At 42.5% G+C, this 23,485-nt stretch carries 21 protein-coding genes; 14 read left to right on the top strand and 7 right to left on the bottom strand.

Translation table 11 applies throughout. The features are described 5' to 3' along the window. The first annotated feature begins 53 nt into the window (after positions 1-53). Together PN447_RS17810 and PN447_RS17815 are read left to right on the top strand one after the other, a co-directional pair. Positions 54-1,514, top strand: a complete 1,461-nt coding sequence (locus PN447_RS17810; RefSeq protein ID WP_271764343.1) for a GTP-binding protein — start codon at positions 54-56, stop codon at positions 1,512-1,514. Positions 1,515-1,573: 59 nt separating this feature from the next. Continuing rightward, positions 1,574-2,023 carry an SRPBCC family protein gene (locus tag PN447_RS17815; protein WP_271764344.1) on the top strand — a complete coding sequence of 150 codons (450 nt, stop codon included), beginning with the start codon at positions 1,574-1,576 and terminating at the stop codon, positions 2,021-2,023. Here the strand turns inward: PN447_RS17815 and PN447_RS17820 are convergent. Further along, positions 2,020-2,841 (bottom strand): SirB1 family protein, encoded by an 822-nt coding sequence (locus PN447_RS17820; protein WP_271764345.1) that lies wholly within the window; start codon positions 2,839-2,841, stop codon positions 2,020-2,022. The genes PN447_RS17815 and PN447_RS17820 overlap by 4 nt on opposite strands. 217 nt (positions 2,842-3,058) lie before the next feature. Between PN447_RS17820 and PN447_RS17825 the strand changes: the two genes are divergently transcribed. Next, complete coding sequence (locus tag PN447_RS17825; protein WP_271764346.1) at positions 3,059-4,531, top strand: TldD/PmbA family protein; 1,473 nt, start codon at positions 3,059-3,061, stop codon at positions 4,529-4,531. 119 nt (positions 4,532-4,650) lie between these two features. Then, entirely contained in the window at positions 4,651-5,991 is a 1,341-nt protein-coding gene (locus PN447_RS17830) for a TldD/PmbA family protein (protein ID WP_271764347.1), read from the top strand. 93 nt (positions 5,992-6,084) lie between these two features. Here PN447_RS17830 and PN447_RS17835 read toward each other — a convergent pair whose 3' ends face one another. From PN447_RS17835 to PN447_RS17845, 3 genes are read right to left on the bottom strand one after another with little or no spacing between them, the layout of a single operon-like run. Continuing rightward, on the bottom strand, positions 6,085-7,107 hold the full coding sequence (locus PN447_RS17835; RefSeq protein ID WP_271764348.1) for an aspartate carbamoyltransferase catalytic subunit: 1,023 nt from the start codon (positions 7,105-7,107) through the stop codon (positions 6,085-6,087). A 33-nt stretch (positions 7,108-7,140) separates the two neighbouring features. Beyond that, positions 7,141-8,187 (bottom strand): DUF1611 domain-containing protein, encoded by a 1,047-nt coding sequence (locus PN447_RS17840; protein ID WP_271764349.1) that lies wholly within the window; start codon positions 8,185-8,187, stop codon positions 7,141-7,143. Next, the gene (locus PN447_RS17845) at positions 8,171-9,223 is read right to left on the bottom strand and encodes a dipeptide epimerase (protein ID WP_271764350.1); all 1,053 of its coding nucleotides are present in this window, start codon (positions 9,221-9,223) and stop codon (positions 8,171-8,173) included. Before PN447_RS17845 ends, PN447_RS17840 begins: the two co-directional genes overlap by 17 nt. A gap of 649 nt (positions 9,224-9,872) precedes the next feature. On the opposite strand from PN447_RS17845, the gene PN447_RS17850 reads away from it, so the two are divergent. From PN447_RS17850 to minE, 4 genes are all read left to right on the top strand, one after another. After that, entirely contained in the window at positions 9,873-11,198 is a 1,326-nt protein-coding gene (locus PN447_RS17850; RefSeq protein WP_271764351.1) for a four-carbon acid sugar kinase family protein, read from the top strand. Positions 11,199-11,271: 73 nt separating this feature from the next. Beyond that, entirely contained in the window at positions 11,272-12,336 is a 1,065-nt protein-coding gene (gene minC, locus PN447_RS17855; RefSeq protein ID WP_271764352.1) for a septum site-determining protein MinC, read from the top strand. Positions 12,337-12,380: 44 nt separating this feature from the next. Then, entirely contained in the window at positions 12,381-13,187 is an 807-nt protein-coding gene (minD, locus tag PN447_RS17860; protein WP_271764353.1) for a septum site-determining protein MinD, read from the top strand. A gap of 32 nt (positions 13,188-13,219) precedes the next feature. Further along, on the top strand, positions 13,220-13,519 hold the full coding sequence (gene minE, locus PN447_RS17865; protein ID WP_271764381.1) for a cell division topological specificity factor MinE: 300 nt from the start codon (positions 13,220-13,222) through the stop codon (positions 13,517-13,519). 112 nt (positions 13,520-13,631) lie between these two features. Here the strand turns inward: minE and PN447_RS17870 are convergent, their stop codons facing one another. Further along, positions 13,632-14,906 (bottom strand): hypothetical protein, encoded by a 1,275-nt coding sequence (locus PN447_RS17870; protein ID WP_271764354.1) that lies wholly within the window; start codon positions 14,904-14,906, stop codon positions 13,632-13,634. A gap of 936 nt (positions 14,907-15,842) precedes the next feature. On the opposite strand from PN447_RS17870, the gene fmt reads away from it, so the two are divergent. Next, positions 15,843-16,844 (top strand): methionyl-tRNA formyltransferase, encoded by a 1,002-nt coding sequence (gene fmt, locus PN447_RS17875; protein ID WP_271764355.1) that lies wholly within the window; start codon positions 15,843-15,845, stop codon positions 16,842-16,844. 3 nt (positions 16,845-16,847) lie between these two features. Here fmt and PN447_RS17880 read toward each other — a convergent pair whose 3' ends face one another. Then, positions 16,848-17,213 carry a DUF6464 family protein gene (locus PN447_RS17880; protein WP_271764356.1) on the bottom strand — a complete coding sequence of 122 codons (366 nt, stop codon included), beginning with the start codon at positions 17,211-17,213 and terminating at the stop codon, positions 16,848-16,850. A 422-nt stretch (positions 17,214-17,635) separates the two neighbouring features. Between PN447_RS17880 and psaC the strand changes: the two genes are divergently transcribed. The 4 genes from psaC (at position 17,636) to PN447_RS17900 (ending at position 21,308) form a co-directional block, all read left to right on the top strand. After that, a complete protein-coding gene (psaC, locus tag PN447_RS17885; protein WP_012411495.1) occupies positions 17,636-17,881 on the top strand; it encodes a photosystem I iron-sulfur center protein PsaC in 246 nt (81 codons plus the stop codon). Between the two features lie 219 nt (positions 17,882-18,100). Then, a complete protein-coding gene (glmS, locus tag PN447_RS17890; protein WP_271764357.1) occupies positions 18,101-19,999 on the top strand; it encodes a glutamine--fructose-6-phosphate transaminase (isomerizing) in 1,899 nt (632 codons plus the stop codon). Positions 20,000-20,435: 436 nt separating this feature from the next. Then, positions 20,436-20,693, top strand: coding sequence for a hypothetical protein (locus tag PN447_RS17895; RefSeq protein ID WP_271764358.1), 258 nt, complete (start codon positions 20,436-20,438; stop codon positions 20,691-20,693). A 279-nt stretch (positions 20,694-20,972) separates the two neighbouring features. Next, entirely contained in the window at positions 20,973-21,308 is a 336-nt protein-coding gene (locus tag PN447_RS17900) for a helix-turn-helix transcriptional regulator (RefSeq protein ID WP_271764359.1), read from the top strand. Between the two features lie 251 nt (positions 21,309-21,559). Here PN447_RS17900 and PN447_RS17905 read toward each other — a convergent pair whose 3' ends face one another. Then, positions 21,560-22,261, bottom strand: a complete 702-nt coding sequence (locus tag PN447_RS17905; protein WP_271764360.1) for a polysaccharide deacetylase family protein — start codon at positions 22,259-22,261, stop codon at positions 21,560-21,562. Between the two features lie 70 nt (positions 22,262-22,331). On the opposite strand from PN447_RS17905, the gene PN447_RS17910 reads away from it, so the two are divergent. After that, a complete protein-coding gene (locus PN447_RS17910; RefSeq protein WP_271764361.1) occupies positions 22,332-23,441 on the top strand; it encodes an acyltransferase family protein in 1,110 nt (369 codons plus the stop codon). Positions 23,442-23,485 lie beyond the last annotated feature (44 nt).

Consider the following 23,485-nt stretch of genomic DNA (forward strand, 5'->3'; position numbering starts at 1 on the left):
AACTAGGATAAGAATATCGGGATAAAATCCCAAATCGCCAATTTCAAATTGATATGACTTCTACATTGCCTTTGCCTGAACCTCATCACAGCGACTCGCCTAACTGGGAGGCAGAACTTGATAGTGCCATTTTCAGTTTTGAAGATATTCAAAAGTCACTCAACTATAAACAAGCACAAACAGCACTGCGAAACTTAGTTACCAATCTTGACCTGACCCCCCAGGAAAAACGCGGTTTGGAAGTTGAACTGGCTGATTTGGAAACTATGCTGGGTAAGTTGGACAGTATGGTAGTACAAATTGCTGCTTTTGGCATGGTGGGACGCGGTAAGTCCTCCCTACTCAATGCCTTAGTGGGACAAACTGTGTTTGAAACTGGACCTCTCCATGGAGTCACCCGTAATGCCCAAAGAGTTGACTGGACTATTAGTGAAGAAAAAATCGGGGACAATGAACCTACCTTACGGGTAACTTTATCTGGGGAAGGTCAATGTCAGGTGGAACTAATTGATACTCCTGGGTTAGATGAAGTAGATGGTGATACTCGTGCTGCATTAGCTGAACAGGTAGCAAAGCAAGCAGATTTAATTTTGTTTGTGATTGCCGGGGACATGACAAAAATAGAACATCAAGCCCTTTCTCAGTTGCGGGAAGCGGGTAAACCTATAATTCTGGTATTTAACAAGGTAGACCAATATCCCGAATCCGACCGCATGGCAATTTATCGCAAAATCCGAGATGAACGGGTGAGGGAGTTACTCACTCCCCTGGAAATTGTCATGACAGCAGCATCACCACTGGTGAGGACGGCGATTATTCGCCCTGATGGTAGTAGGGGGGTGCAGTTACGTAGCAGTACAGCCCGGGTTGAAGAACTGAAACTAAAAATTCTGGAGATTTTACAGCGTGAGGGTAAGGCTTTAGTGGCTCTCAATACTATGCTTTATGCGGATAATGTCAATGAGCAGTTGGTAGAGCGAAAACTGATGATTAGGGAGCAAAATGCTAATCAGTTGATTTGGAAGGCTGTGATGACTAAGGCAATAGCGATCGCTCTCAATCCGGTTACTGTTGTGGATATACTCAGTAGTATAGTAATTGATATTTCTTTGATTTTGGGTTTATCTAAACTCTATGGCATCCCTATGAGCGAAAGTGGTGCTGTACAATTGCTCCAAAAAATTGCCCTGAGTATGGGCGGTATCGGTTTGAGTGAGTTGCTCGCAAATTTAGGCTTAAGTGGCTTAAAAACTCTGCTGGGTATTTCTGCATCAGCTACCGCTGGCGCGACCTTTGCGCCTTACATTTCAGTAGCACTCACCCAAGCTGGGGTGGCTGGGGTTTCTTCCTATGGTATTGGACAAGTTACTAAGGTTTATTTAGCCCATGGCGCTACTTGGGGAGATGAAGGACCCAAAGCAGTTATTAGTCGGATTTTGGCAAACTTAGACGAGCAATCTATCCTCAACCGCATTAAGGAGGAATTACAACAAAAGCTGAAAGTAAAACCTTAAATCAGCTATGTCTAGTTTTGCGATAAGCTGTTGTGCAGCTACAGGATGAGAAATTGAGAATGTCCCGAGCTTTTGAACAATCTATTCAAATTAATGCCACAGCTTCAGCGGTGGAACGCTGCATTACTGATTTAACACTCATGCACCGTTGGCTTAATCCTGCTCTGTGTTGTGAACCTGTGGGGGAAGTTTGGAGTACTGATGTGGGTAGTGAAAGTCGCTTTATTATTCAAGTTCCCCTACTTAAACCCAGCTTATACAGCGTTGTTGTGGAACGAGAACCAGGTTTAGTGGTTTGGGAATTTCAGGGATTCTTTCAAGGACGCGATCGCTGGGAATGTCAACCTTTACCACAAGGAACACTTCTTGTCAACCGCTTTGAGTTCAATATTCCTAATCCTTTGGTCAGTTGGGGGTTCAATAACTTTGCCGCATCTTGGACTCAAAAAGATATGCAAGCCCAACTAAGTCGCCTCAAACAAGTAGCAGAGTCATTAGTGATTAGCTAATCCTTGTCCAACTCAGCCAGTAAGGTGCGAATTACCACCGCATCCTGAGCATGAGGAACCTTATCCAAATAACTTTGCAAATCATCAGCAGCTTGGGCATATTCACCAAGTTGATAATAGAGCAAACCGCGATCGCGCACTTCTAAAATCATCCCAGGAAACAGGAACAAGATTCGTTCTATAGCCGCCAAGCTTTTCGCTAAATTTTGTTGTTTGAGGTAAATATATTTCAAATTAGTGAGCATCCGCATCAAAAATTGCCGATTACTTACCGGTTCTAAAAACTCAGGCTGTAAACTCACAGGTTGCTGAAACACTTGAGATAATCTTTTTTCACAATCCTCTACAAACATCACCTCACCCCCATTAAACGCATCCACAAAAATTTCCATATCTGGAATATCAGGGCGAATCAGAAAATGTCCTGGCATTCCCACACCTACCATAGGAAAATCAATCCTACGAGCAATTTCTAGATAAACCAACGCCAAAGTAATGGGGATCCCCAAACGACGGTCAATGACATCATTGAAAAAGCTGTTGCGGGGGTCATAGTACTCCTTTTGATTACCAGCAAATCCTAAATCAACGTAGAGATACTGATTAATAGTTTGGATAATTCGCAGAGGATATTGTGAAGCGGGTAAGCGTTCTTGAACTTCGCCAGCCATTATATCCAGGGTATTGAGGTATTCGGCAATATCCAGGTGAGGATATTCTTCCTGAGCTATATACAAGGCTGCCTTGGCTAGGTCAATAGCCTCCTCATGCTCCTGAATTTCCTGGTAAAAATATAATCTAGCTGACGAGAAATTCATAAGTAAATCCTGAGTATAATTAAATATTTACCCCTGAGTAACTCCAGTTTACACTCAGAGCAATAACTGCCCACAAAAAATCCGAATTTTGTCTAGGTGTTCACAGGGGTTTAACAACCCCGCAGCATCATCTCCCCAATCCCAGAATTTTGCTAGAGTTAAGGCACCAGAGGTTTTTCAGTCAAATCTCTGATAACGCCAGCAGACGAGGCTATCTATGCTTACAAGTACACTACTTCTGTCCAACCAAATTCCCACACTACAATACTCCTCAACTCCAGAGCGATTCGATGAGACCTGGGAAGCCCCTCTGGCTACCCTCCTAGGATTAGGACGCGCCGCCGGTGCTGACCTGATCGAATTCTTTTTAGAACGTCGTAACTACATTAGTTGTCTAGCAGAAGACGACGCTATTACCAGCATTTCACCCAGTTTAGTCACAGGTGCAGGGGTGAGGGTATTTCGCGGTACAGCCGACTGCTACGTTAGCACCAATGACCTATCATTTGGGGGTTTAAAAGCAGCCTTAGAAAAAGGTCTTTCTATTCTGGGACTAGAATTACCTATTCATAATGCTTTTATCCCAGAAATTAACCTAGAGTTACTCAGAGACTACGCCACCAAAAGAGGCAAAGATGGTTGGTTACCCCTGTGTAGTTCCATCCGAGAAATGGGAGAAGTGCTTTTAGATGGTACTGCTCAACTGCAGCGAAAAGCTAGTCATGTACAATCGCGCCGGGCTTCCTATTTCCGAGATTGGCAAGAAGTCTTAGTTGCTGCTAGTGATGGCACATTTGCTCGTGACATTCGCCTGACTCAATCGGTGGGGTTTAACCTATTGTGCGCTGACGGTGCTAATCGCGCCTCCATTGGGGAACGCGCTGGTAACACCAGTGATGCTAATTTCTTGAGAACTTGGGATTATCAACAAGCAGCCGAACAAATAGCAGAATCTGCTGGAAAAATGCTCTATGCAGATTATGTAGATTCGGGTACTTACCCCATTATCATGGCGAATCACTTCGGTGGGGTAATTTTCCACGAAGCCTGTGGACATCTGCTAGAAACTACCCAAATTGAACGTAAAACTACCCCATTCGCCGACCAAAAAGGCGAAAAAATTGCCCACGAAAGTCTTACAGCTTGGGACGAGGGACGGGCAGAAAATGCCTTTGGCACCATTGACATGGATGATGAAGGTATGCCGGCTCAAAGAACCCTATTAATTGAAAAAGGTGTTCTGAAAAACTTCTTAGCAGACAGAACAGGCTCCTCTCGCACTGGACACCCTAGAACCGGAAGCGGCCGCCGCCAAGGTTATACTTTTGCTGCTGCTAGTCGGATGCGTAATACTTATATTGCTCCTGGGGACTACAGCACTGAAGATTTATTTAACTCTGTTGATAAAGGTATTTACTGTAAAAAGATGGGTGGCGGTAGCGTTGGCGCTACAGGTCAATTTAACTTTAGTGTAGATGAAGCTTATTTAATCGAAAATGGCAAAATCACTAAACCACTAAAAGGAGCCATTCTCATTGGTGAAGCCAAGGAAATTATGAATAAGATTTCCATGTGTTCTCAAGATTTGGAACTAGCTCCCGGCTTCTGCGGTTCTGTTAGTGGGAGTATCTACACCACGGTTGGACAACCGCACATTAAGGTTGATTCTATCACCGTTGGCGGCAGATAGAAATTCCTGCGTGTCTTGGTGTTTTCGTGTTCATTACAACATGGAATACACCACCAAGGCACAAAATCACAAACCAAACTTTTGGCGCAACATAATCTCAAATACGAAATCCTTTGACTATGCCGAATATTACAGAAATTGCCAATAACGCCAAGGAAAAAGCTAGTAAACTTGGTATTAAAAAATTTGACATTTACGGCTCAACAATAGATGAAACTAGCGTCCAAGTAGACCAAGGTGAGCCGAAACAAGTAAAAGCCTCAAATCGTTCTGGGGTAACTGTTCGCGTCTGGAATGATGAGAATACAATGGGTGTTACCAGCACCACGGATGTAGATCCCAAAGGGCTAGAATTAGCTTTAAAAACTGCCTACGAGGCGAGTTTTTTTGGTGTGAAGGAAAATGTCCCGGATTTTAGTCCAGAGTCCACTGTTCCTATTGGCTATACACCTCATGATAAAGCGCCCCAAGCACCTGTGGCTGAGTTGATTAACAGTCTACTGGCGGCTGAAAAGGAACTTTTAGCGGCTCATGGGGCAATTAAGGGTGTTCCTTATAATGGTTTAGCTCAAAGAGATATTGATAGGTTCTATGTCAATAGTGACGGTGCTACTAGAACTGAATCTCATTCTTTAGCATCGATTTATCTTTACAGCAAAACTGAGGAAGATGGCAAAAAACCACGGAGTGGTAGCGCTTTTAGAGTTGAGCGGAGTTTAAATAGTCTCGACATTAATGGTTGTGTCAAGGAAACAGCCGAGAAAACTATTAGCCACCTGAACTATGAAAAAATCCAGTCTGGTAAATATCTAGTTGTTTTCTCTCCTGATGCTTTTTTAAGTTTATTGGGTGCTTTTTCTAACCTGTTTAATGCTCAAAGTATTCTGGATAATCAAAGCTTGTCTAATGCCGATGATTTAGGTAAGCAAATTGCTTCACCTTTGCTTTCAGTTTATGATGATGCACTACACCCAGCTAACGTGGGTGCGGAAAGTTTTGATGGTGAAGGAACTCCGACTCGCCAGGTGTCGCTGATTGAAAATGGCGTTCTAAAAAGTTTTCTTCACAGTGCGGGTACTGCGAAAAGAATGAATACCCAGCCGACTGGTAATGCTAGTATTGGGGCAAAAGTCAGCGTTAGTCCTAACTTCTATCATGTTTTTGCAGCTACATCACCCGCACAGGAGTTGAGCTTAGAAACTGCAGAAAATGTGGTTTTGATTGATGATTTACAAGCTCTCCATGCAGGGGTTAAATCTTTACAAGGTTCGTTTTCTCTGCCTTTTGATGGCTGGTTAGTTAATAACGGTGTGAGAACTAGTATTGAATCAGCCACTGTTGCGGGTGATTTCTTGGAACTCCTGAAGTCGATAGTTTATGTGGAAAAAGAAGTCGAGCTTACCCCTGGTGGGGTTTGTCCCAAAATTTGGGTTGACGGACTTTCTATTACTGGAGAGTAACAGTTAAGGGAAGTTATGGGTTTTTGATCAGCCTCTTCTCTTGGGTGGTAGTATATTACTTTGCCATCAGTGGGGGACTTAAGTCCCCCACTATTAAGCTGAATCTTTACCACTACCTAATAAATATAACAGTGCCATGCGAATAGCGATACCACTGGTAACTTGGGACTGAATTAGGCTAAATTCTGGATCATCCATCAAATCTGAGCTGATTTCTACACCACGGTTGACTGGCCCTGGATGTAAGACTTTAACATGAGGCTGGCACAGTTGTAGTTTTTTGCGTGTAATGCCAAAGGTCTGATGATATTCTCGTAAACTTGGGAGTAGGTGAGCTGTCATGCGTTCCTTTTGCAGGCGCAAGGTCATGACTAAATCTGCATCTTTTAAGGCTGGTTCTAATTCCCAATGTAAAAATAGTTGACGGTTAAGTTTTGGGGATGGGTCAGTTTGACCGCTTTCTAAAACAAAGTCTTGGAATAACTGAGGTAGAAGGGTAGGGGGTGATGCCAGATGCACTTGAGCGCCACTGGCTGTTAAACTCCAGATATTGGATCGGGCTACGCGGGAATGTAAAATGTCTCCGACGATGGCAATTTTTTTATCTTTTAAGAGTTCTAGTCGGGGATGACTGGGGTCAATCAATGTACAGATAGTAAATAAATCTAGCAGTGCTTGGGAAGGATGCTCATGTTGACCATCACCAGCATTGAGCACGTTAACTCTTACTCCCAGACGATCCATTTCTTGAGCGATCGCATTGGGTACTCCTGCTTCTCGATGACGGATGACCATAATATCAGTTCCCATAGCCAAATAGGTTTTGGCTGTGTCAAGAATTGTTTCTCCCTTAGTCATGGAAGAACTGGCTGCGGTGAAGTTGAGCGTATCTGCACTCAGGCGTTTAGCGGCCAGTTCAAAACTGCTGCGAGTGCGTGTGGAGGGTTCAAAAAATAAATTCGCCACCACCTGTCCTTGTAGACTTGGTACTTTTTTTGTCCGCCGTGACAGCACCTCTTGAAAACTAGCAGCAGTTTGTAAAACTGTATCGTATTCATTGGTTGTGAAGTCAGCCAGGGAAAGAACGTGATGACGATTCCAGGTGCTACTAGGCATAAAATTGTTTTTAATATTTAAATTTCTAGTTCCTTAATTATTCATAATCGCATCTAACAAAATACCAGCCCCAAAACGCACGGGGTCACTGCAAGGTAAACCAGTTTCGGCTGTGGTTTGCGCGATCGCATCTTGAGCTGTAAACTCGTCTAGATGAGCCGTATTCAAAGCTATACCCACCACAGGAACATCCCCAAAAGCACCTGCTGCACTAGCGACACTTTCATACAGGCGAATTACCTTGGATAAAGAGGGAATCACAACATGGGGATGATTACGTACTTGAGCCTGTCCCGCCCGATGTGCCAAAATTAATTGTGTTGGTTGGGAGCCACGAATTAAAGGCAAAGTAGCAGTAGAACCGGGATGCAGCAATGAACCTTGTCCCTCAATATAGAGAATGTCGTAGTCGTTACCACAACCCATCACCATTTGCTCCACAGCACCGGCCGCAAAATCTACCCGCACAGCATCTAAGGGTATCCCCTCCCCCGCTAACATCACCCCAGCTTGACCTGTAGCTAAAAATTGGGAACGCCACCCCCGTCGCTGTGACTCCCAGTGTAATTCTAGGCTAGTGGACATCTTACCAATTGCCATATCAGTTCCCACAGTCAGCACCCGCCGACAGGGAAGAGTACGAGCCAAACCGCTACCAACGCCTAAATTAGCCGGTTCTTGACGCACATCCCAAATTAATTGTCCCGGTTTGAGCAGAGCATTTAACTCTGGTATATTTGCCAATGGTGTATGTAAACCATTCACCAAAGACATCCCAGCTTGTAAAGCATTTTTAATGTCTTCCCAGTAATCATCCGGTAAAGCCCCACCTTTAGGAGCAATACCAATTACTAGTACTTCCGGTTTGTACTTGAGTGCTGCGGTTAATGATGATACAATTGGCACATTGTTCTTGATCCCAGTTAATTCTAACAAAGATTTGCCCACACATTGGCGATCAATCAAGGCAACGATGGGGGCTTGACAGTAGCGTAAAAGTGATAGCCCGGTTTTACCCTGAGTTCCCGTAATTCCTTCATGTAGCAGAATTGCTATTTTTTGATTAAGCAGCAAACGCACTGTATTGTACTCCCAAGCCAGGTAAATCGTTTGGTAAAACTCTCCCCTCTTGCAGCAATGCACCGGTAAAGGGGTCATCAATTAAGTTAAGGTGACTGTCTAAATCTAAATAATCAGCTAATGGTGCTAACTGTGCTGCGGCTGTATTTGCTAGTGTACTGTCAGAATAGCAACCGAACATCACTTGTAACCCATAAGCTCGGGCTGTATGTACCATACGCATAGCCTCTGTGAGTCCCCCTGATTTCATGAGTTTGATATTTATACCATCCACATAGTTTGCTAAATCAGGAATATCGCTGTTGTTAAAGCAACTTTCATCCACAAATATTGGTAAAGCGGATTTTTCTTTGAGTGAGGCTAAACTTGTTTCTTGCCCTCGTGGTAATGGTTGTTCTACATATTTTATACCCAAATCAGCTAGCCAATTACACATATAAATGGCATCTTCTAAACTCCAACCCCCGTTTGCATCTACGAATAATTCTAAATTTAGTGCTTCTTCTTGCACTGCTAACAGCATTTTCCGATCAGCCTCGATACCATCAGGATTACCTAATTTTACTTTGAAAAGGCGAACATCCATAAATTCTAACCAGTTCCGCGTCCTCGCCCTGGCTGCGGCTGGTGAATTAATTCCAATTGTGACAGAAGTTGGAACTATAACATTAGGGTCAAATCCCCAAATTTGCCACAGAGGTAATTCCACAAGCTTACCTAGCCAGTCACATAGAGCCATATCCAGCGCTGCCCTCACCGATGAGGGAGCCTGCCGTTGTGTTAAAATTATCTCAATTTGCTGTCGTTGTAACGGGCTGAATGTTTTTAATATTGGTGCTAGTTCCTGCAAATGCTGTTTAATAAGAACAGTAGATTGGGCATGATTACCTACACCAAATGGCGATGCTTCCCCCCAACCCTCAATGCCGTCGTGTAAAATCTTTACCCATAGGTTTGTTGTTTGGGATGTTGTTCCGCGACTAATAGTCAAGGGAAACCTTTTATTGACAGTAAATGGTTTTATTTCTAGTTGCATGAGCAATATTGGGACAAAACAATTTATTAGCAATATCATATGATAGTCGTGTTAAAAATACTAACAAAATACATTTATTTTTAGCTAACATTTTTACTAAAAAACCGAAAGCATAAATCATATACCACATAAGATATTCAAAATCTTTTAATTCATTAACAAATACTTATATAAGGAATTATTAAATCATAAAATTATTTATTAGCCTGATTCGGATATGCAAATCTTCTCAGAAGATTGAAAAAAATCTTTCAGATCAAGGTACGTATAAACTACTAAGCTACGCAAACCATAAATGTGATCAAATGAATTTTTCATGCTTCATAATAAAACTGATAAATGCTGTATTATTATCTGTGGGTCAAGAAATCTCGAAGATCAAAAAAATACCAGCAAATAAAACAACCTTAATAGTAAATAGCCAAACTCCGTACTATCACAGCAACTTTTATTTAAGTGAGTTACAATAGTGCCGCAGGAATCCCCCCACAGAAGTTATAAGATTATTAGAGTACCCATCCAGAATGTAATATGAGGTATCTGTGTTCATTTGTGTTGATATGTGGTTAAATAAATCTTCTATCAGTAAAAGTTACTGCTAACGCATTTTGCGGGATAATAAAAAAATACCTGTAAATAAAACACATTTATGAATAATAGACCCAAAATTATTGTTTTAGATGATGACCCCACAGGCTCACAAACAGTCCACAGTTGCTTACTGTTGATGCAGTGGGATGTAGACACTTTACGCCTCGGCTTGCGAGATGATTCACCAATATTCTTTGTCCTGACAAATACCAGATCCTTACCGCCGGAGTCAGCAGCTGCTGTGACTAGAGAAGTCTGTCAAAAGTTAAAACAGGCGTTAAGAGAGGAAAATATAACTGACTTTTTAGTTGTTAGCCGTTCCGACTCAACGCTGCGGGGACATTATCCCATAGAAACGGATGCGATCGCCCAAGAACTCGGACCGTTTGACGCTCATTTTCTTGTCCCGGCATTTTTTGAAGGTGGTCGGATCACCCGCGACAGCGTACACTACCTGATGATTGATGGTATACCTACCCCAGTACATGAAACAGAATTTGCCCGTGATTCGGTATTCAGCTACCATCACAGTTACTTACCCAACTATGTAGATGAAAAGACTCAGGGGCGCATTAGTGCGGAATCTGTAACCAGATTTTTACTGGAGGATATTCGCCGTGGTAGTTTAGAACGCTTATTGGGATTGAGTAATAATCAGTGCGCAGTGGTAGATGGTGAGACACAAGCGGATCTCAACTCCTTTGCTGTAGATGTGCTAACAGCAGCAAGTCAAGGAAAACGCTTTTTGTTTCGCAGTGCTGCCAGTATTCTAACAGCTTTGGCGGGCTTACCTCCTCAACCCATTGCCGCTGAAAACATGGCGGAATATGTGCGGGACGGAAAACCGGGTGCAGTAATTGTCGGTTCCCACGTTAAAAAGACCACTCAGCAGTTGCAGTCGTTATTGCAAGTGGAGGGGACGGTGGGAATTGAAGTAGATGTAGCGCGATTACTGGATAATGGGGTGAATGAATCTGCTAAACTGCTAACCGAGATTGTGGAAACTACAAAAGCGGTACATAATGGTGGGAAAACACCAGTAGTTTATACCAGTCGTCAGGAACTAACTTTTCAGGATATCAACAGTAGGTTAGAATTTGGGCTGAAAGTTTCGGGTTTATTGATGGATATTGTCCGGGGTTTACCATCTGATATCGGATTTTTAATCAGCAAGGGTGGGATAACTTCCAACGATGTCTTAAGTACTGGACTGTGTTTAAATTCAGCCCGGTTACTGGGACAAATTTTAGCTGGTTGTTCAATGGTAATCACCACTGCGGAACACCCTCAGTTCCCCAATTTACCAGTGGTGCTGTTTCCTGGTAATGTCGGCGATGCTGATGCCTTGGCGACAATTTACACAAGATTAACTAGAAAGCCATAGGTAAAAAAATTTTTGGATTTTACAACTGACTTAATATTGATAATTACTCGGTGTATCTTTTGGTTGGTGCTGCATGACTTCTGATTCTCATATCCCCAATTTAGAGTCAAATTCTGCACTCCCTGATGCAGGATCAACGTCTCATATTTCGGATTTAGAGGTAAATCCTAGCTTTGCAGAGGGTGGGTCGTTGAAGTCTGGTAATATTGAGACTCCTTCTGATAATATTATCCCGGATGCAGAGCTAAATTCTGTTATCCTTTACTTACAGTCAAATTCTGAATCGGATGATCTAGATTCAAACTCTATTCCCACTGATGTAGATTCTCTGTCTCAGTTGGATGATATAGATTTGGATACTGACCCTCCTGAGTCATTAACAGCAGAGAATAGGTTAAAAAACCATATCCAAGTGCAGTTAAAAAGTGAGGGAGAAAGACTGTTGGTAATTTTGCCAGATGAATCTCAAATACCAGCTTCAGAACTCGCCTGGTCTGAGATTTGGCAACAATTAAAGTTGCGCTTAAATGCCAGCGAACGCTTTCGCAGATCCAGCAGACCAGTACATTTAATCGCTAAAGACCGCTTGTTAGATGGACGACAACTACAAGAATTCGCTGAGGCTTTGGGTGAGGCGCAACTGGATTTGAAATCTGTAGCCACCAGTCGTCGGCAAACGGCGATCGCCGCTGTCACCTCTGGTTATTCAGTCGAACAGATGTCACCAGAAAGTTCTCTCAATTCCCAGTCTAAAACTGCTATACCCACCTCAGCAGATGCCCTATATCTAGAAATGACAGTACGTTCCGGGACAGAAATTCGTCATCCTGGCACAGTAGTTATTTTAGGAGATTTAAATCCAGGTGGTATCGTAGTTGCACAAGGAGATATTGTAGTATGGGGAAGATTACGTGGAATTGCTCATGCGGGTGCCGGAGGTAATCGTCAGTGTCTGATTATGGCCTTGCAAATGGAACCAACCCAGTTGCGGATCGCGGATGCTGTAGCTAGGTCTCCAGAGAAATCACCAATGCCGACTTTTCCAGAAGTGGCTCACATTACCTCCGAAGGAATTCGCATCGCCAGGGCTAATGATTTTTCCAGAAACCAATTAAATAGGTTAAATCAGGTGCTATAAGTATTTACTATATTTCCTGAACCCTCATCGGGCGCAACTCTATCATGACTCGGATTATTGTCATTACCTCCGGTAAAGGAGGAGTGGGTAAAACCACAGTTTCAGCAAATTTAGGCATGACTTTAGCCAAAATGGGGCGTCAAGTAGCTTTAGTTGATGCGGATTTTGGTCTGAGAAATTTGGATTTGCTACTGGGACTAGAAAACCGCATAGTTTATACTGCGGTGGAAGTTCTGGCTAGGGAGTGTCGATTAGAACAGGCCTTGGTTAAAGATAAGCGACAGCCCAATCTTGTATTACTACCAGCAGCGCAAAATCGTTCTAAAGACGCAGTCACTCCGGAACAAATGAAATTGCTAGTGAATGCACTAGCCCAAAAGTTCCAGTACGTGATTATTGACAGTCCGGCTGGTATTGAAAATGGGTTTAAAAATGCGATCGCCCCGGCAAAAGAAGCCCTAATTGTCACTACTCCTGAAATTTCCGCAGTTCGCGATGCTGACAGAGTAGTGGGGTTATTAGAAGCACAAGGAATTAAGCGTGCTCATTTAATCATTAACCGCATCAGACCGGCAATGGTGCGAGCAAATGATATGATGTCTGTGCAAGACGTTCAGGAACTTCTGGCAATACCCCTCATCGGGGTGATACCGGATGATGAGCGTGTTATTGTCTCTACCAATCGCGGCGAACCTTTAGTATTAGGGGAGACCCCCTGTTTAGCTGCCATAGCCTTTGATAATATTGCCCGTAGATTGGAAGGAGAAAAGGTCGATTTTCTTGATCTGGACTCACCCCACGACAGCCTCTTCGCCCGTCTGCGAAGGTTGTTATGGACAAAGATTGTTTAACTCATGTTCCAGTCTCCGCAAACCTATTGGCAATGATTCTCGAACTTATAGAACGATTATTTTTACGTAGTCCTGACAGCAGTCGCACACAAGTGAAACGTCGCTTGCAACTGGTGATTGCTCACGACCGCGTTGATTTAGACCCGCAAAAGTTAGAAAAAATGCGACAGGAAATTCTAGAGATAGTTTGTCGCTATGTGGAAATTGAGGCAGAGGGGCTAGAGTTTTCTTTAGAAAGCAACCAACGCACCACAGCCTTGATTGCTAATTTACCTATCCGTCGCGTCAAAGAAACCCTGAATCAATTAGAAAACAGTGAAAAGTTAGAATAGTAGCAGTTAGGTAAATCAGTAAATAGAAAAATTTATTCTATAGCTTTAATTGTTGTAAAAAAAATCCCGTTGTTATTATATGACAACGGGAGTAAGGCTGACCATTTAGAAGCTATCGAGAAGCAAATTGTGGACCTGGCCAAACTTGTGTAATTTTTTGACCAAAAGTAATAGGCTGATCTGCATCTGTTGTATCTAAAGTCTGACCATCGGTAGTAACTTGCACCAAAGGCCAGTTTTCTTCTCCCATTTCTCCTGAACGGAAAAGTGCATGATCAGGTTTGTTTTTACTCCAACCCAATAATACGGCTATCTTCTCATGCTCATGTGCCTCACGGGCCGGAGCAACAGTATTAATGTAATTTTTTTGCAGATCCCAAATGACTGCATGGTCTGTAGAATCGCCTGTGTTGAACTTACCTTTAAATTTACGTGCTAAAAAGCGATCGCCTTTTTCTGACCAGCTAACAGGAACTAAAACCCCAATTTGACCACTCATACCAGTATCGGCTACCACTGATGAGTCCTTTGTGTTCAACAAAGGATCGCTCATAGGACCGGTTGAAAGCATCACCCGCAAGGTTTTAGCTTGCGTATCTTGCAGAAACATCACACTGGTAACTTTGCTGTTATACATTTCTGGTTTTACTTCTAGCTGCACCCTACTGTAAACAATATATCTACCATCTGGAGAACTCACAGGCACACTGCGGTAATAGCGAACCCCCGAACCGCCGTTAGCACTAATCGCCTCATGGGTAGCGACAATCCATTTCCAAGGAATGGGATGGGGGCTTCCTATGGGATCAATATCTGCTACTTGCGCTGCATCCAGTTCTTCGATCACAGGTGTTTCTCGCCTGAAAATTTCTGGCAATTGTTGAGGAGTTTTTCTCAATGATTTAGCCATCAGCAATTCATTGGGGAACTTTCCATGAAGGGTATGCGCAGGCTGTGGGAATTGTTGCCCTAAATTAAATTTACTCACAGGAGTTTCTGGAATTACTACTAGTTCTCCTCCTATGAACGGTGAAACATGATGGGCATCAATATCTGTTAGCAAAGAGTCAACCCCGTTTTGTAATCTTGACTGTTCCCCCAAAGAAGCCATTAACAATGGCATAGTGCGAGATTTTGCCGTCAAAGAGATGATGGGAGATGTTGTTAATACTTCAACTAAATAAGGTTCATTTATACTAGCCACTTTCAATGGAGCAGAGTCAAACTCTGACCCTGCAGTAGCCATATTTGTGACTGCTTTTGATTGTTTTGCTGAGGTAGAGTGAACCGATACAGCGACTAAGGGGGTGATCAGCATCACCAGAACAACATAATTGACAAATGGTTGGAGGCGGAACCATCCTGATAGCAAGAAGGGTTTGAGCATATGTGGACTCTCTAGGGAGGAGGGGGTGCTGTGTGAAGAGCAATACCTAGGCAGCAAGGAACCAGACGATAATTAGATAATTAAAGATATAACCACAAATTTCTACATTTAACGATTTAAACTGAATAATTTGTTGAAACTTTGCAGAACTTGACAAAAGTTTAGTATCATAATTTGCACCTGTTTACTGAGAGATTATGATTGTATTCCTGGAGGGTTGCCATCAAAAACTCATCCAGACTAACTCTATAGTTACTAGCTACATAAAATATGTTACAGGTCTTTACCCTATTGATTCCTGCCACAAGAAAGCAGACCCCGATCAAGGTAAAAGTCAGGCGTTACTGCAACAGTTGAGAAAGATGATGCACAACTCAATAAAACTAAGAAAACAGCTTGACCATCTACCCTAAGATAGAAACTCATATTTCTGGAAAAATTGCGGGATCGCAATCTCATGAGTTCGATAAACACAACTAAACTCTTAGCAAAATAGGGGTTAAACCCATCACAGAGATTGACTTAGTAAACCTAAAATGACTGGTTGTGAAACATAGCCAAATAGGAAGACTAATACTGCCCAGAGTTTACACCAACTGATTAGCTGCTTAACCCACGATATATAGTCTATCAAGGAACCTTGATTTTCGCCAATATGAAACCACTTTAACATCAAAAAAATTCATTTTGCAGTGTTACTGCCAATAAGCTTGGTTAATGGACAGTGTACTGGCGGGAATGGGATGATTTATGAGGACATTTAACCCCTGCTTATTTATCCTTGTTTTGATGTAGTACGCAATTACTACTGAGTACGTCAGTGAGCGAAAATCCTATAGAATTATCTAAATTGGTTTTGACTCAGGACTTTATTTGTATTTTGTCCTGGGGGAAAGACAAATCATTTCAGATGACCTACGTAATAAGTAATAACTAATGAAAATCGTATTTTTTGGAACACCTCACTTCGCCGTTCCTACCCTAGAAAAATTACTAAATCAACCAGAGTTTGAGATTCTAGCAGTTGTCACCCAACCTGATAAACGTCGTGAACGGGGAAATAAATTAATCCCTTCCCCCATCAAAACCGTTGCTATTGACCATAACTTGCCTGTATGGCAACCACCACGGATTAAAAAGGATACTGAGACTTTAACCCAACTTCAACAGTGTGATGCAGATGTCTTTGTGGTGGTGGCCTATGGACAGATTTTGTCAGCAGAAATATTGCATATACCCAGGTTAGGTTGTATTAACGTCCATGGCTCGATTTTACCTAAGTATCGTGGTGCAGCACCAATTCAGTGGTCTCTGTATAACGGTGAAAAGGAAACGGGGATCACCACAATGTTAATGGATGTAGGAATGGATACCGGAGCTATGTTATTGAAGGCAAGCACACCGATTGCATTGCTAGATAATTCCCAGGATTTAGCTCAGAGGCTATCTGTAATGGGCGGAGATTTATTAGTAGAAACTTTATTCCATTGGCAAAATCAAGAAATTGAACCTGTTCCTCAAGATGACTCAGAGGCGACTTACGCGCCTTTGATTACAAAGCACAACTACACATTAGACTGGTCAAAGACTGCTATTCAATTACACAACCAAATTAGAGGCTTTTACCCCAATTGTACAACCACCTTTCGTGATCAAGGAATAAAAATTATTGCCTCTATTCCCATTGGGGATGCTTACTGTGACGATCCGACACCTGAAATAACAGAAATTTACGAAAAATTACCTGATTTATCAACCGGATCAGGGAGTATAGGAGAAGTGGTAAGCATCGCCAAGGGAATTGGCCCTATTGCCCAAACTGGTGAGGGGTTGCTACTTTTACGAGAGGTTCACTTAGCCGGCAAACGTCCGCAGTCGGGATGGGATTTTGTCAATGGTAACCGTTTAATTGTAGGCGAAGTATTAGGGAATTGTTGACACCTAACTTCTCACTTCTACTTTTTCGTAGAAACGACAAGACTCACACAGTCCTTCGGGGTTGACAGCACAGCGGATGATTTCTGACTGTGCATTATAGATACAGGTAGCATCACCTATTACCCAACGTCCCTTGACTAAGGTTTTCTCTGTTGGTCTTTTGGCTGACTGTACGTAAAGGGCTATATTCCGCAAGTGGTAACGTCCCGATTTAAATTGGTATCTGTGGCGGCGTTCTAATACCGCATAAGTTTTACCTTCAAAATCGACATAGTTTCCAGGTTGGGGTATCCAATCAAGTTGAACTCTACCGAGTGACTGGTGACCATGTGTCAGAATCACCTCAGTTGCTAAAGACTCTGGCTCCATAAATAAATTTATGTGATGTGATTTACATTATACAAATCCTATCGCAGTAAACTACTCTAGCTGACCAAATCACCGCGATCGCTGGTGATCGCCGGCAAATATTTCATCACTATTTGCTTTGCTCTAATAGTCTATAATTACTATGGAGAAATCCCACATTGACTTGATCTGTGTTGACTTTCAGTTCATATAAGTTTACAAATAGCAGGGCTTTGATCCGGCATAAAGGTAAATACACCCATTGATTCTCATTGATATACAGGCAATAGAGAGATTTAGCAAATATAAAATTTCCCCAGTGGCTATTACATTGTTTAAAGTTATGTAGCCTTTTGATTACGGACGATAAGCTACTGCTGTAAACTATGCTTTGATATATGATTCTTTTGCAGAGAAGAACACTGGAAAGGAGCCTTTTTTCAATGTCTCATACCGTAAAAATCTACGATACCTGCATTGGCTGCACCCAGTGCGTCCGCGCTTGTCCTACAGATGTGTTGGAGATGGTGCCTTGGGATGGCTGTAAAGCCGCTCAAATTGCCTCTTCACCGCGCACCGAGGACTGCGTGGGATGTAAGCGTTGTGAAACAGCCTGCCCTACTGACTTTTTAAGCATTCGAGTCTATTTAGGGGCTGAGACGACTCGCAGTATGGGTCTAGCTTATTAAGGAATTGACTTTAAATTCCTGATTTGGTTGACAATTTAGGATTGTAGGGTGAACATATCCACCCTACAACATTTTTATTTTTTTTAGGAAAAGTAAAAAACCATTACCATAGCTGGTAGCATAGGGAGCTAATTGCTCCTTTTTTTTTAGGAGAGAATGCCACTCTTCTGCTGGCAACTAGACTAGATTGCAGTATATTGAAACCAGGTGGTGTCAGTCATGTGTGGAATTGTTGGGTATATAGGCACTCAATCAGCAACAGATATCTTACTGGCAGGGCTAGAAAAACTAGAATATCGGGGATACGACTCCGCCGGTATAGCCACCGTGTGGGAAGATGAGGTAAAATGTGTTCGCGCCAAAGGCAAACTACACAACCTGCGTTCTAAACTCGAACAAATAGCAACTCCTGCCCAAATTGGTATTGGTCACACCCGCTGGGCGACTCATGGTAAACCGGAAGAACACAACGCCCATCCCCATATGGACAATAACATGCGTGTGGCGGTGGTACAAAATGGCATTGTCGAAAACTACCGGGAATTGCGCGAAGAACTTAAAGAAAAAGGACACCTGTTTGTTTCCGAAACTGACACCGAAGTAATTCCCCATCTCATAGCCCAATTTCTAAAGCATCCCCCAACGCCCCATCTCCCTACTTCCCCATCTCCTTTATTAGAAGCAATTCGCCAAGCGGTTAACCATCTTCAGGGTGCATTTGCCATCGCAGTTATTTCTGCTGACTACCCAGATGAGTTGATTGTAGTGCGTCAACAAGCCCCCTTAGTGATTGGCTTTGGTCAAGGTGAGTTCTTTTGCGCTTCTGACACTCCAGCCATTGTGGCTCATACCCGTGCCGTTTTACCACTAGAAAACGGCGAAATCGCCCGACTGACACCATTAGGCGTAGAAATTTATAACTTTGCCGGGGATAGGTTGAAAAAACAACCACGGTTGCTGAATTTGAATCCCACGATGGTAGAAAAGCAGGGATTCAAACACTTTATGCTCAAAGAAATCCATGAGCAACCAGGGGTAGTTAGAGCTAGTTTAGCCGCTTACTTTCATACTGATACTAATTTGACTGAATCAAGGTCACCAATTAACCTCAACTTACCTGATGAATTTTACACAGACCTAGAACAAATTAATATTGTTGCCTGTGGTACGAGTTGGCACGCAGGATTAATCGGCAAATATTTAATTGAACAACTGGCAGGGATTTCTACTCAAGTACATTATGCTTCTGAGTATCGCTATGCACCTTCACCCTTAACAGCGAATACGTTAATTATTGGTGTTACCCAATCAGGTGAAACTGCGGATACACTGGCAGCATTAGGTATGGAAAAAGAGCGTCGCCAAGGGAAAGAAGACAAATATCAAGCCCGACTTTTAGGTATTACCAATCGTCCAGAAAGCAGCCTGGGGTTAATGGTTCCCCATATTATCAATACCTTAGCAGGAATTGAAATTGGGGTGGCGGCAACAAAAACCTTTGTCGCCCAACTGATGGCATTTTACGCTTTAGCCTTAGATTTAGCAGCTCGTTTTCAGACAGTTTCGCCAGAGAGATTAGCAGAAATTATTCACGGGTTGCAGCAAATTCCTCAACAAATTGAGGGGACTTTGACAAGTCAGGAAACTTTAACCGAAAACTTAGCACATGACTTTGCTGAAACCAAGGATTTTATCTTTTTGGGGAGGGGGATCAACTTTCCCATTGCTTTAGAAGGAGCTTTAAAATTAAAGGAAATCAGCTATATTCATGCTGAAGGTTATCCAGCGGGGGAAATGAAACATGGACCGATTGCTTTATTGGAAGCGAAAGTTCCTGTAGTAGCGATCGCTGTTCCTGGTAGTGTTTATGAAAAGGTGCTTTCTAATGCCCAAGAAGCCAAAGCCAGAGATTCCCGCTTAATTGGTGTAACTCCCATCCATGATGGCGAAGCTGGGGAAATATTTAAGGATTTGCTTCCCGTTTCTGATGTAGACGAGTTGTTATCGCCGATTCTCACCGTGATTCCTTTGCAATTGTTAGCTTATCATATTGCTGCCCGTCGTGGTTTGGATGTCGATCAGCCGCGGAATCTCGCTAAGAGTGTGACGGTGGAATAATTTTCAATCGGGTTCAGTTAATAGTGTAGAAACATCAGCCTCTGGTGTTGCTTCTAAGTCAACCCCATGCGGTAACCTCAATCAGCAAGTGATTTCTAGCCGGCGGATATCAGTAGATGGTTGAATTTATCAGTCCATTAATGCTAGAATGCCTTTTTTGGGTAAGACGTTGTCGAATGGGTGAGGCAATGTAGCAGGAGTAATGCCTGTGATTATTGATTTAACCCACAATCCCCCGTGATTAATGCGCGGGAGAGTGCTTTTAACTGCAATTGCTTATATCAGTAATTGTCAAGTAAATTTTTTACCCCAAAGTTAATAATAACTTTTTGCGGATCTCTCTAAAGATTTTTGAAAGGCTACAATAGTCTGTTTCAAAATCAATATCAAGATTTTCGTTTTTTTATTGTCCAGGTTTCCAATTCTTGAACTTAATATGAAACTAATCAAAAAATCTGAAAAGCTTCTCCTCGATAAAATCAAGCTGATGGAGGAAGCAGAAGAACAAGGTTTTCCAGCAGACACTGTTAATGTCTCAGAACCTGTGGTTGAGGAATATCCGGAATATATAGAGAATGGAGAGATTAACTACATTCCTGTACGTACTCATCCCATAGTCCAATCTCTTGGTAACTCAGGTTGGCAAGTTTCCGATATTTGGAAGGATGTCAGGGTAGATAACTTTTCCAGTTAAGAGAAGCAGTAATTAAATCTGTGCATTTGTCCCACGCCTATAAGGAGTGGGTTTCCCGCTCTCATAGCTGCAAAACTGTTGATTTTACTTATCCATTACCGCTGAAATTTACGGTAGACTATGTTTGTGTATATTTTATCAAAAAATTTATAGATAGTCTCAGCAAAAACAATTAAGTATGTATAGTGTAAAGAAAAAAAATTAGTAATTTTCTAGGCTTTATTTTCTTTTGGTGATAGAATATACGACTGATATAGATAAAATAAAAGTGCCGTAGCTGTGAAAAAGAAGCCAAAACCAAGGATAGCTTCGCTCCGTGAAAAAGCAGGGCTAACTCAACTCGAACTCTCTCGTCTTGTAGGCGTAACTGAAAGCACGATCCAGAACTGGGAAAGCGGTAGAACTGGGATAGAGCATATTGAAAGAATTATTAGGTTTTGCAAAGCTTTGAATTGCCAAGTTGAAGACCTAATTGAACGTGGGAGTGATTCACCTCACAATTTTACAGATCAACCAAATTCATTACGTGAAATCCATAATCTGCTGGGTACTCAAGACTCAGCATACCCAAATTCTTATCCTCTTAGTGAAGAGGACGCAGCCAAGTGGAAATAGTTGGCTTCGTATCCTAAGTTCATAAAAATATCGCGGTAAGCGGGAAACTCGGCGGCTTTAGCCCTGAGAGGGAAGCGACTTGGTGGTTAAAACCACCGTTGTCTTTTCTGGTCAAAAGTAGCCAGTAAGCTAGGCTTAGACTTTAGCCGACTGGGTAGAGGGTGTTTGACGATCTTAGCGAGAGTAAGACTGTGGGTTTTGCCTAAAGTTACTCTGTCAGCAGAATCTCAGTATCTTTAGACCTGAGACTGTCAAACTGAATTCTTGGCTGTGAAGTCATGGTTGTTTTTTTGCTCCCAAAGAGTATCAATAGTCACAAATTCATAGCCTTGATCTATTAATGGCGGAATCAGTGCTTGGATAGTGACAGCAACATCTTGTCCACCACAAGCACCATCATGCAAAACAATTAGTGAACCGTTCCGCACTTGTTTAAGAACTCGTCGGACTACAGTAGCTCCTCCCGGCCTTACCCAGTCTTCTGGTACAACACTCCACATAACTGGGCGGTAATTCCATTTAAAGAATAATTGTAAAGTTTGGGGTGTAAACAAACCGTTGGGGGGTCGAACATCACACACTTGTTCGGGTGTCAATTCACAAGCATTGTAGATCGCAGCTTGAGTTCTTTTTAAACTTTCTTGTAGGTGATTTGGAGAGAGGGTGGGAAAAGAACGATGATCATAACCATGTAATCCGATCCAGTGTCCGCGATCGCATATGGCTTTGGCAATACCTGGGGAACGATTAACACAAGCACCCAAGCAAAAAAAGCTGGCCTTGATATTGTAGCGGTCTAATACTGCCAATACTTGCGGTGTGTATTCCGGGTGAGGTCCATCATCAAAAGTCAGAGCGATCGCTTTATAATCAAGATTACCACTCCAAAGACAGTTAGGAAAACTGGGTTGGAGAATACGATAAAACAACGGGAATAGGGGAGCTAACTGCATCTTAACTTACTTGTAGCTTCTGCTAGTCTAGCTTGTAAAAAATCAAATATTCATATATAAAATCTACCCTATGCGCCTGTTCTCACTGGATGTGTTTCGCGGTATCACCATTGCTGCTATGATTTTAGTCAACATGGCAGGAGTAGCCGGTAAAGTATATCCTCCCCTAGCTCATGCTGATTGGCACGGATGCACACCGACAGACCTAGTATTTCCCTTTTTCTTGTTTATTGTCGGTGCAGCAATGTCATTTTCCTTGTCAAAGTACACCGCAGGGGTTTACTGGCGCATCTGGCGTCGTACTGCCATACTATTTCTCCTAGGCTTACTACTAAACGGCTTTTGGAATCAGGGGATTTGGACTTTTGATTTAAGTAATATCCGCATCATGGGAGTATTACAGCGCATTAGTTTAACATACCTGCTCGCCGCCCTTGCAGTCCTCAAACTACCAGCCAAAGGACAGTGGATACTAGCAGTTGTGTTACTCATCGGCTATTGGCTAATCATCATGTATGTCCCAGTTCCCGATTATGGGAGGGGTATACTGACTCGCACCGGTAACTTTGGCGCATATATTGACCGCTTAATTATTCCCCCAGTCCACCTATATGCAGGTGATGGGTATGAGAATTTGGGAGATCCAGAGGGACTATTTAGCAGCATTACCGCCATCGTTAATGTTATGGCTGGGTACTTTACAGGTAAATGGATACGCAAACAGCCAATAAAAACACGTACAACAATAGGATTGGGATTATTTGGTATTGGTTGCTTAATGATTGGTTGGGTGTGGGGGTTGACATTTCCCATTAATAAAAAACTGTGGACAAGTTCCTATGTGATGTTTAGCACGGGTTGGGCTTTAATATTCCTAGCAGCTTGTTATGAATTGATAGAAGTAAGGCTAATTCGACGCTGGAGTAAACCCTTTGAAATCATGGGATTAAATGCGATCGCCCTATTCACAGCATCAGTTTTACTAATTAAAATCTTAGTGAGAACCAAAATCGGCACAGATGAAACCACCATCAGCACCTACAACTGGATTTACCAAAACATTTTCGCATCTTGGGCGGGTGCGCTCAACGGTTCATTGCTATTCGCCCTAGTCACACTCTTATTTTGGTTAGCAGTGAGTTATCTCATGTATCGCCAACAGTGGTTTATTAAAGTCTAAGCCTCCCATAGCGCGGGTGGCGTAGGCATAATAGCAATAGCTTG

The sequence above is a fragment of the Anabaena sp. CS-542/02 genome, assembly GCF_028331085.1.
GTDB classification, from domain to species: domain Bacteria; phylum Cyanobacteriota; class Cyanobacteriia; order Cyanobacteriales; family Nostocaceae; genus Anabaenopsis; species Anabaenopsis arnoldii.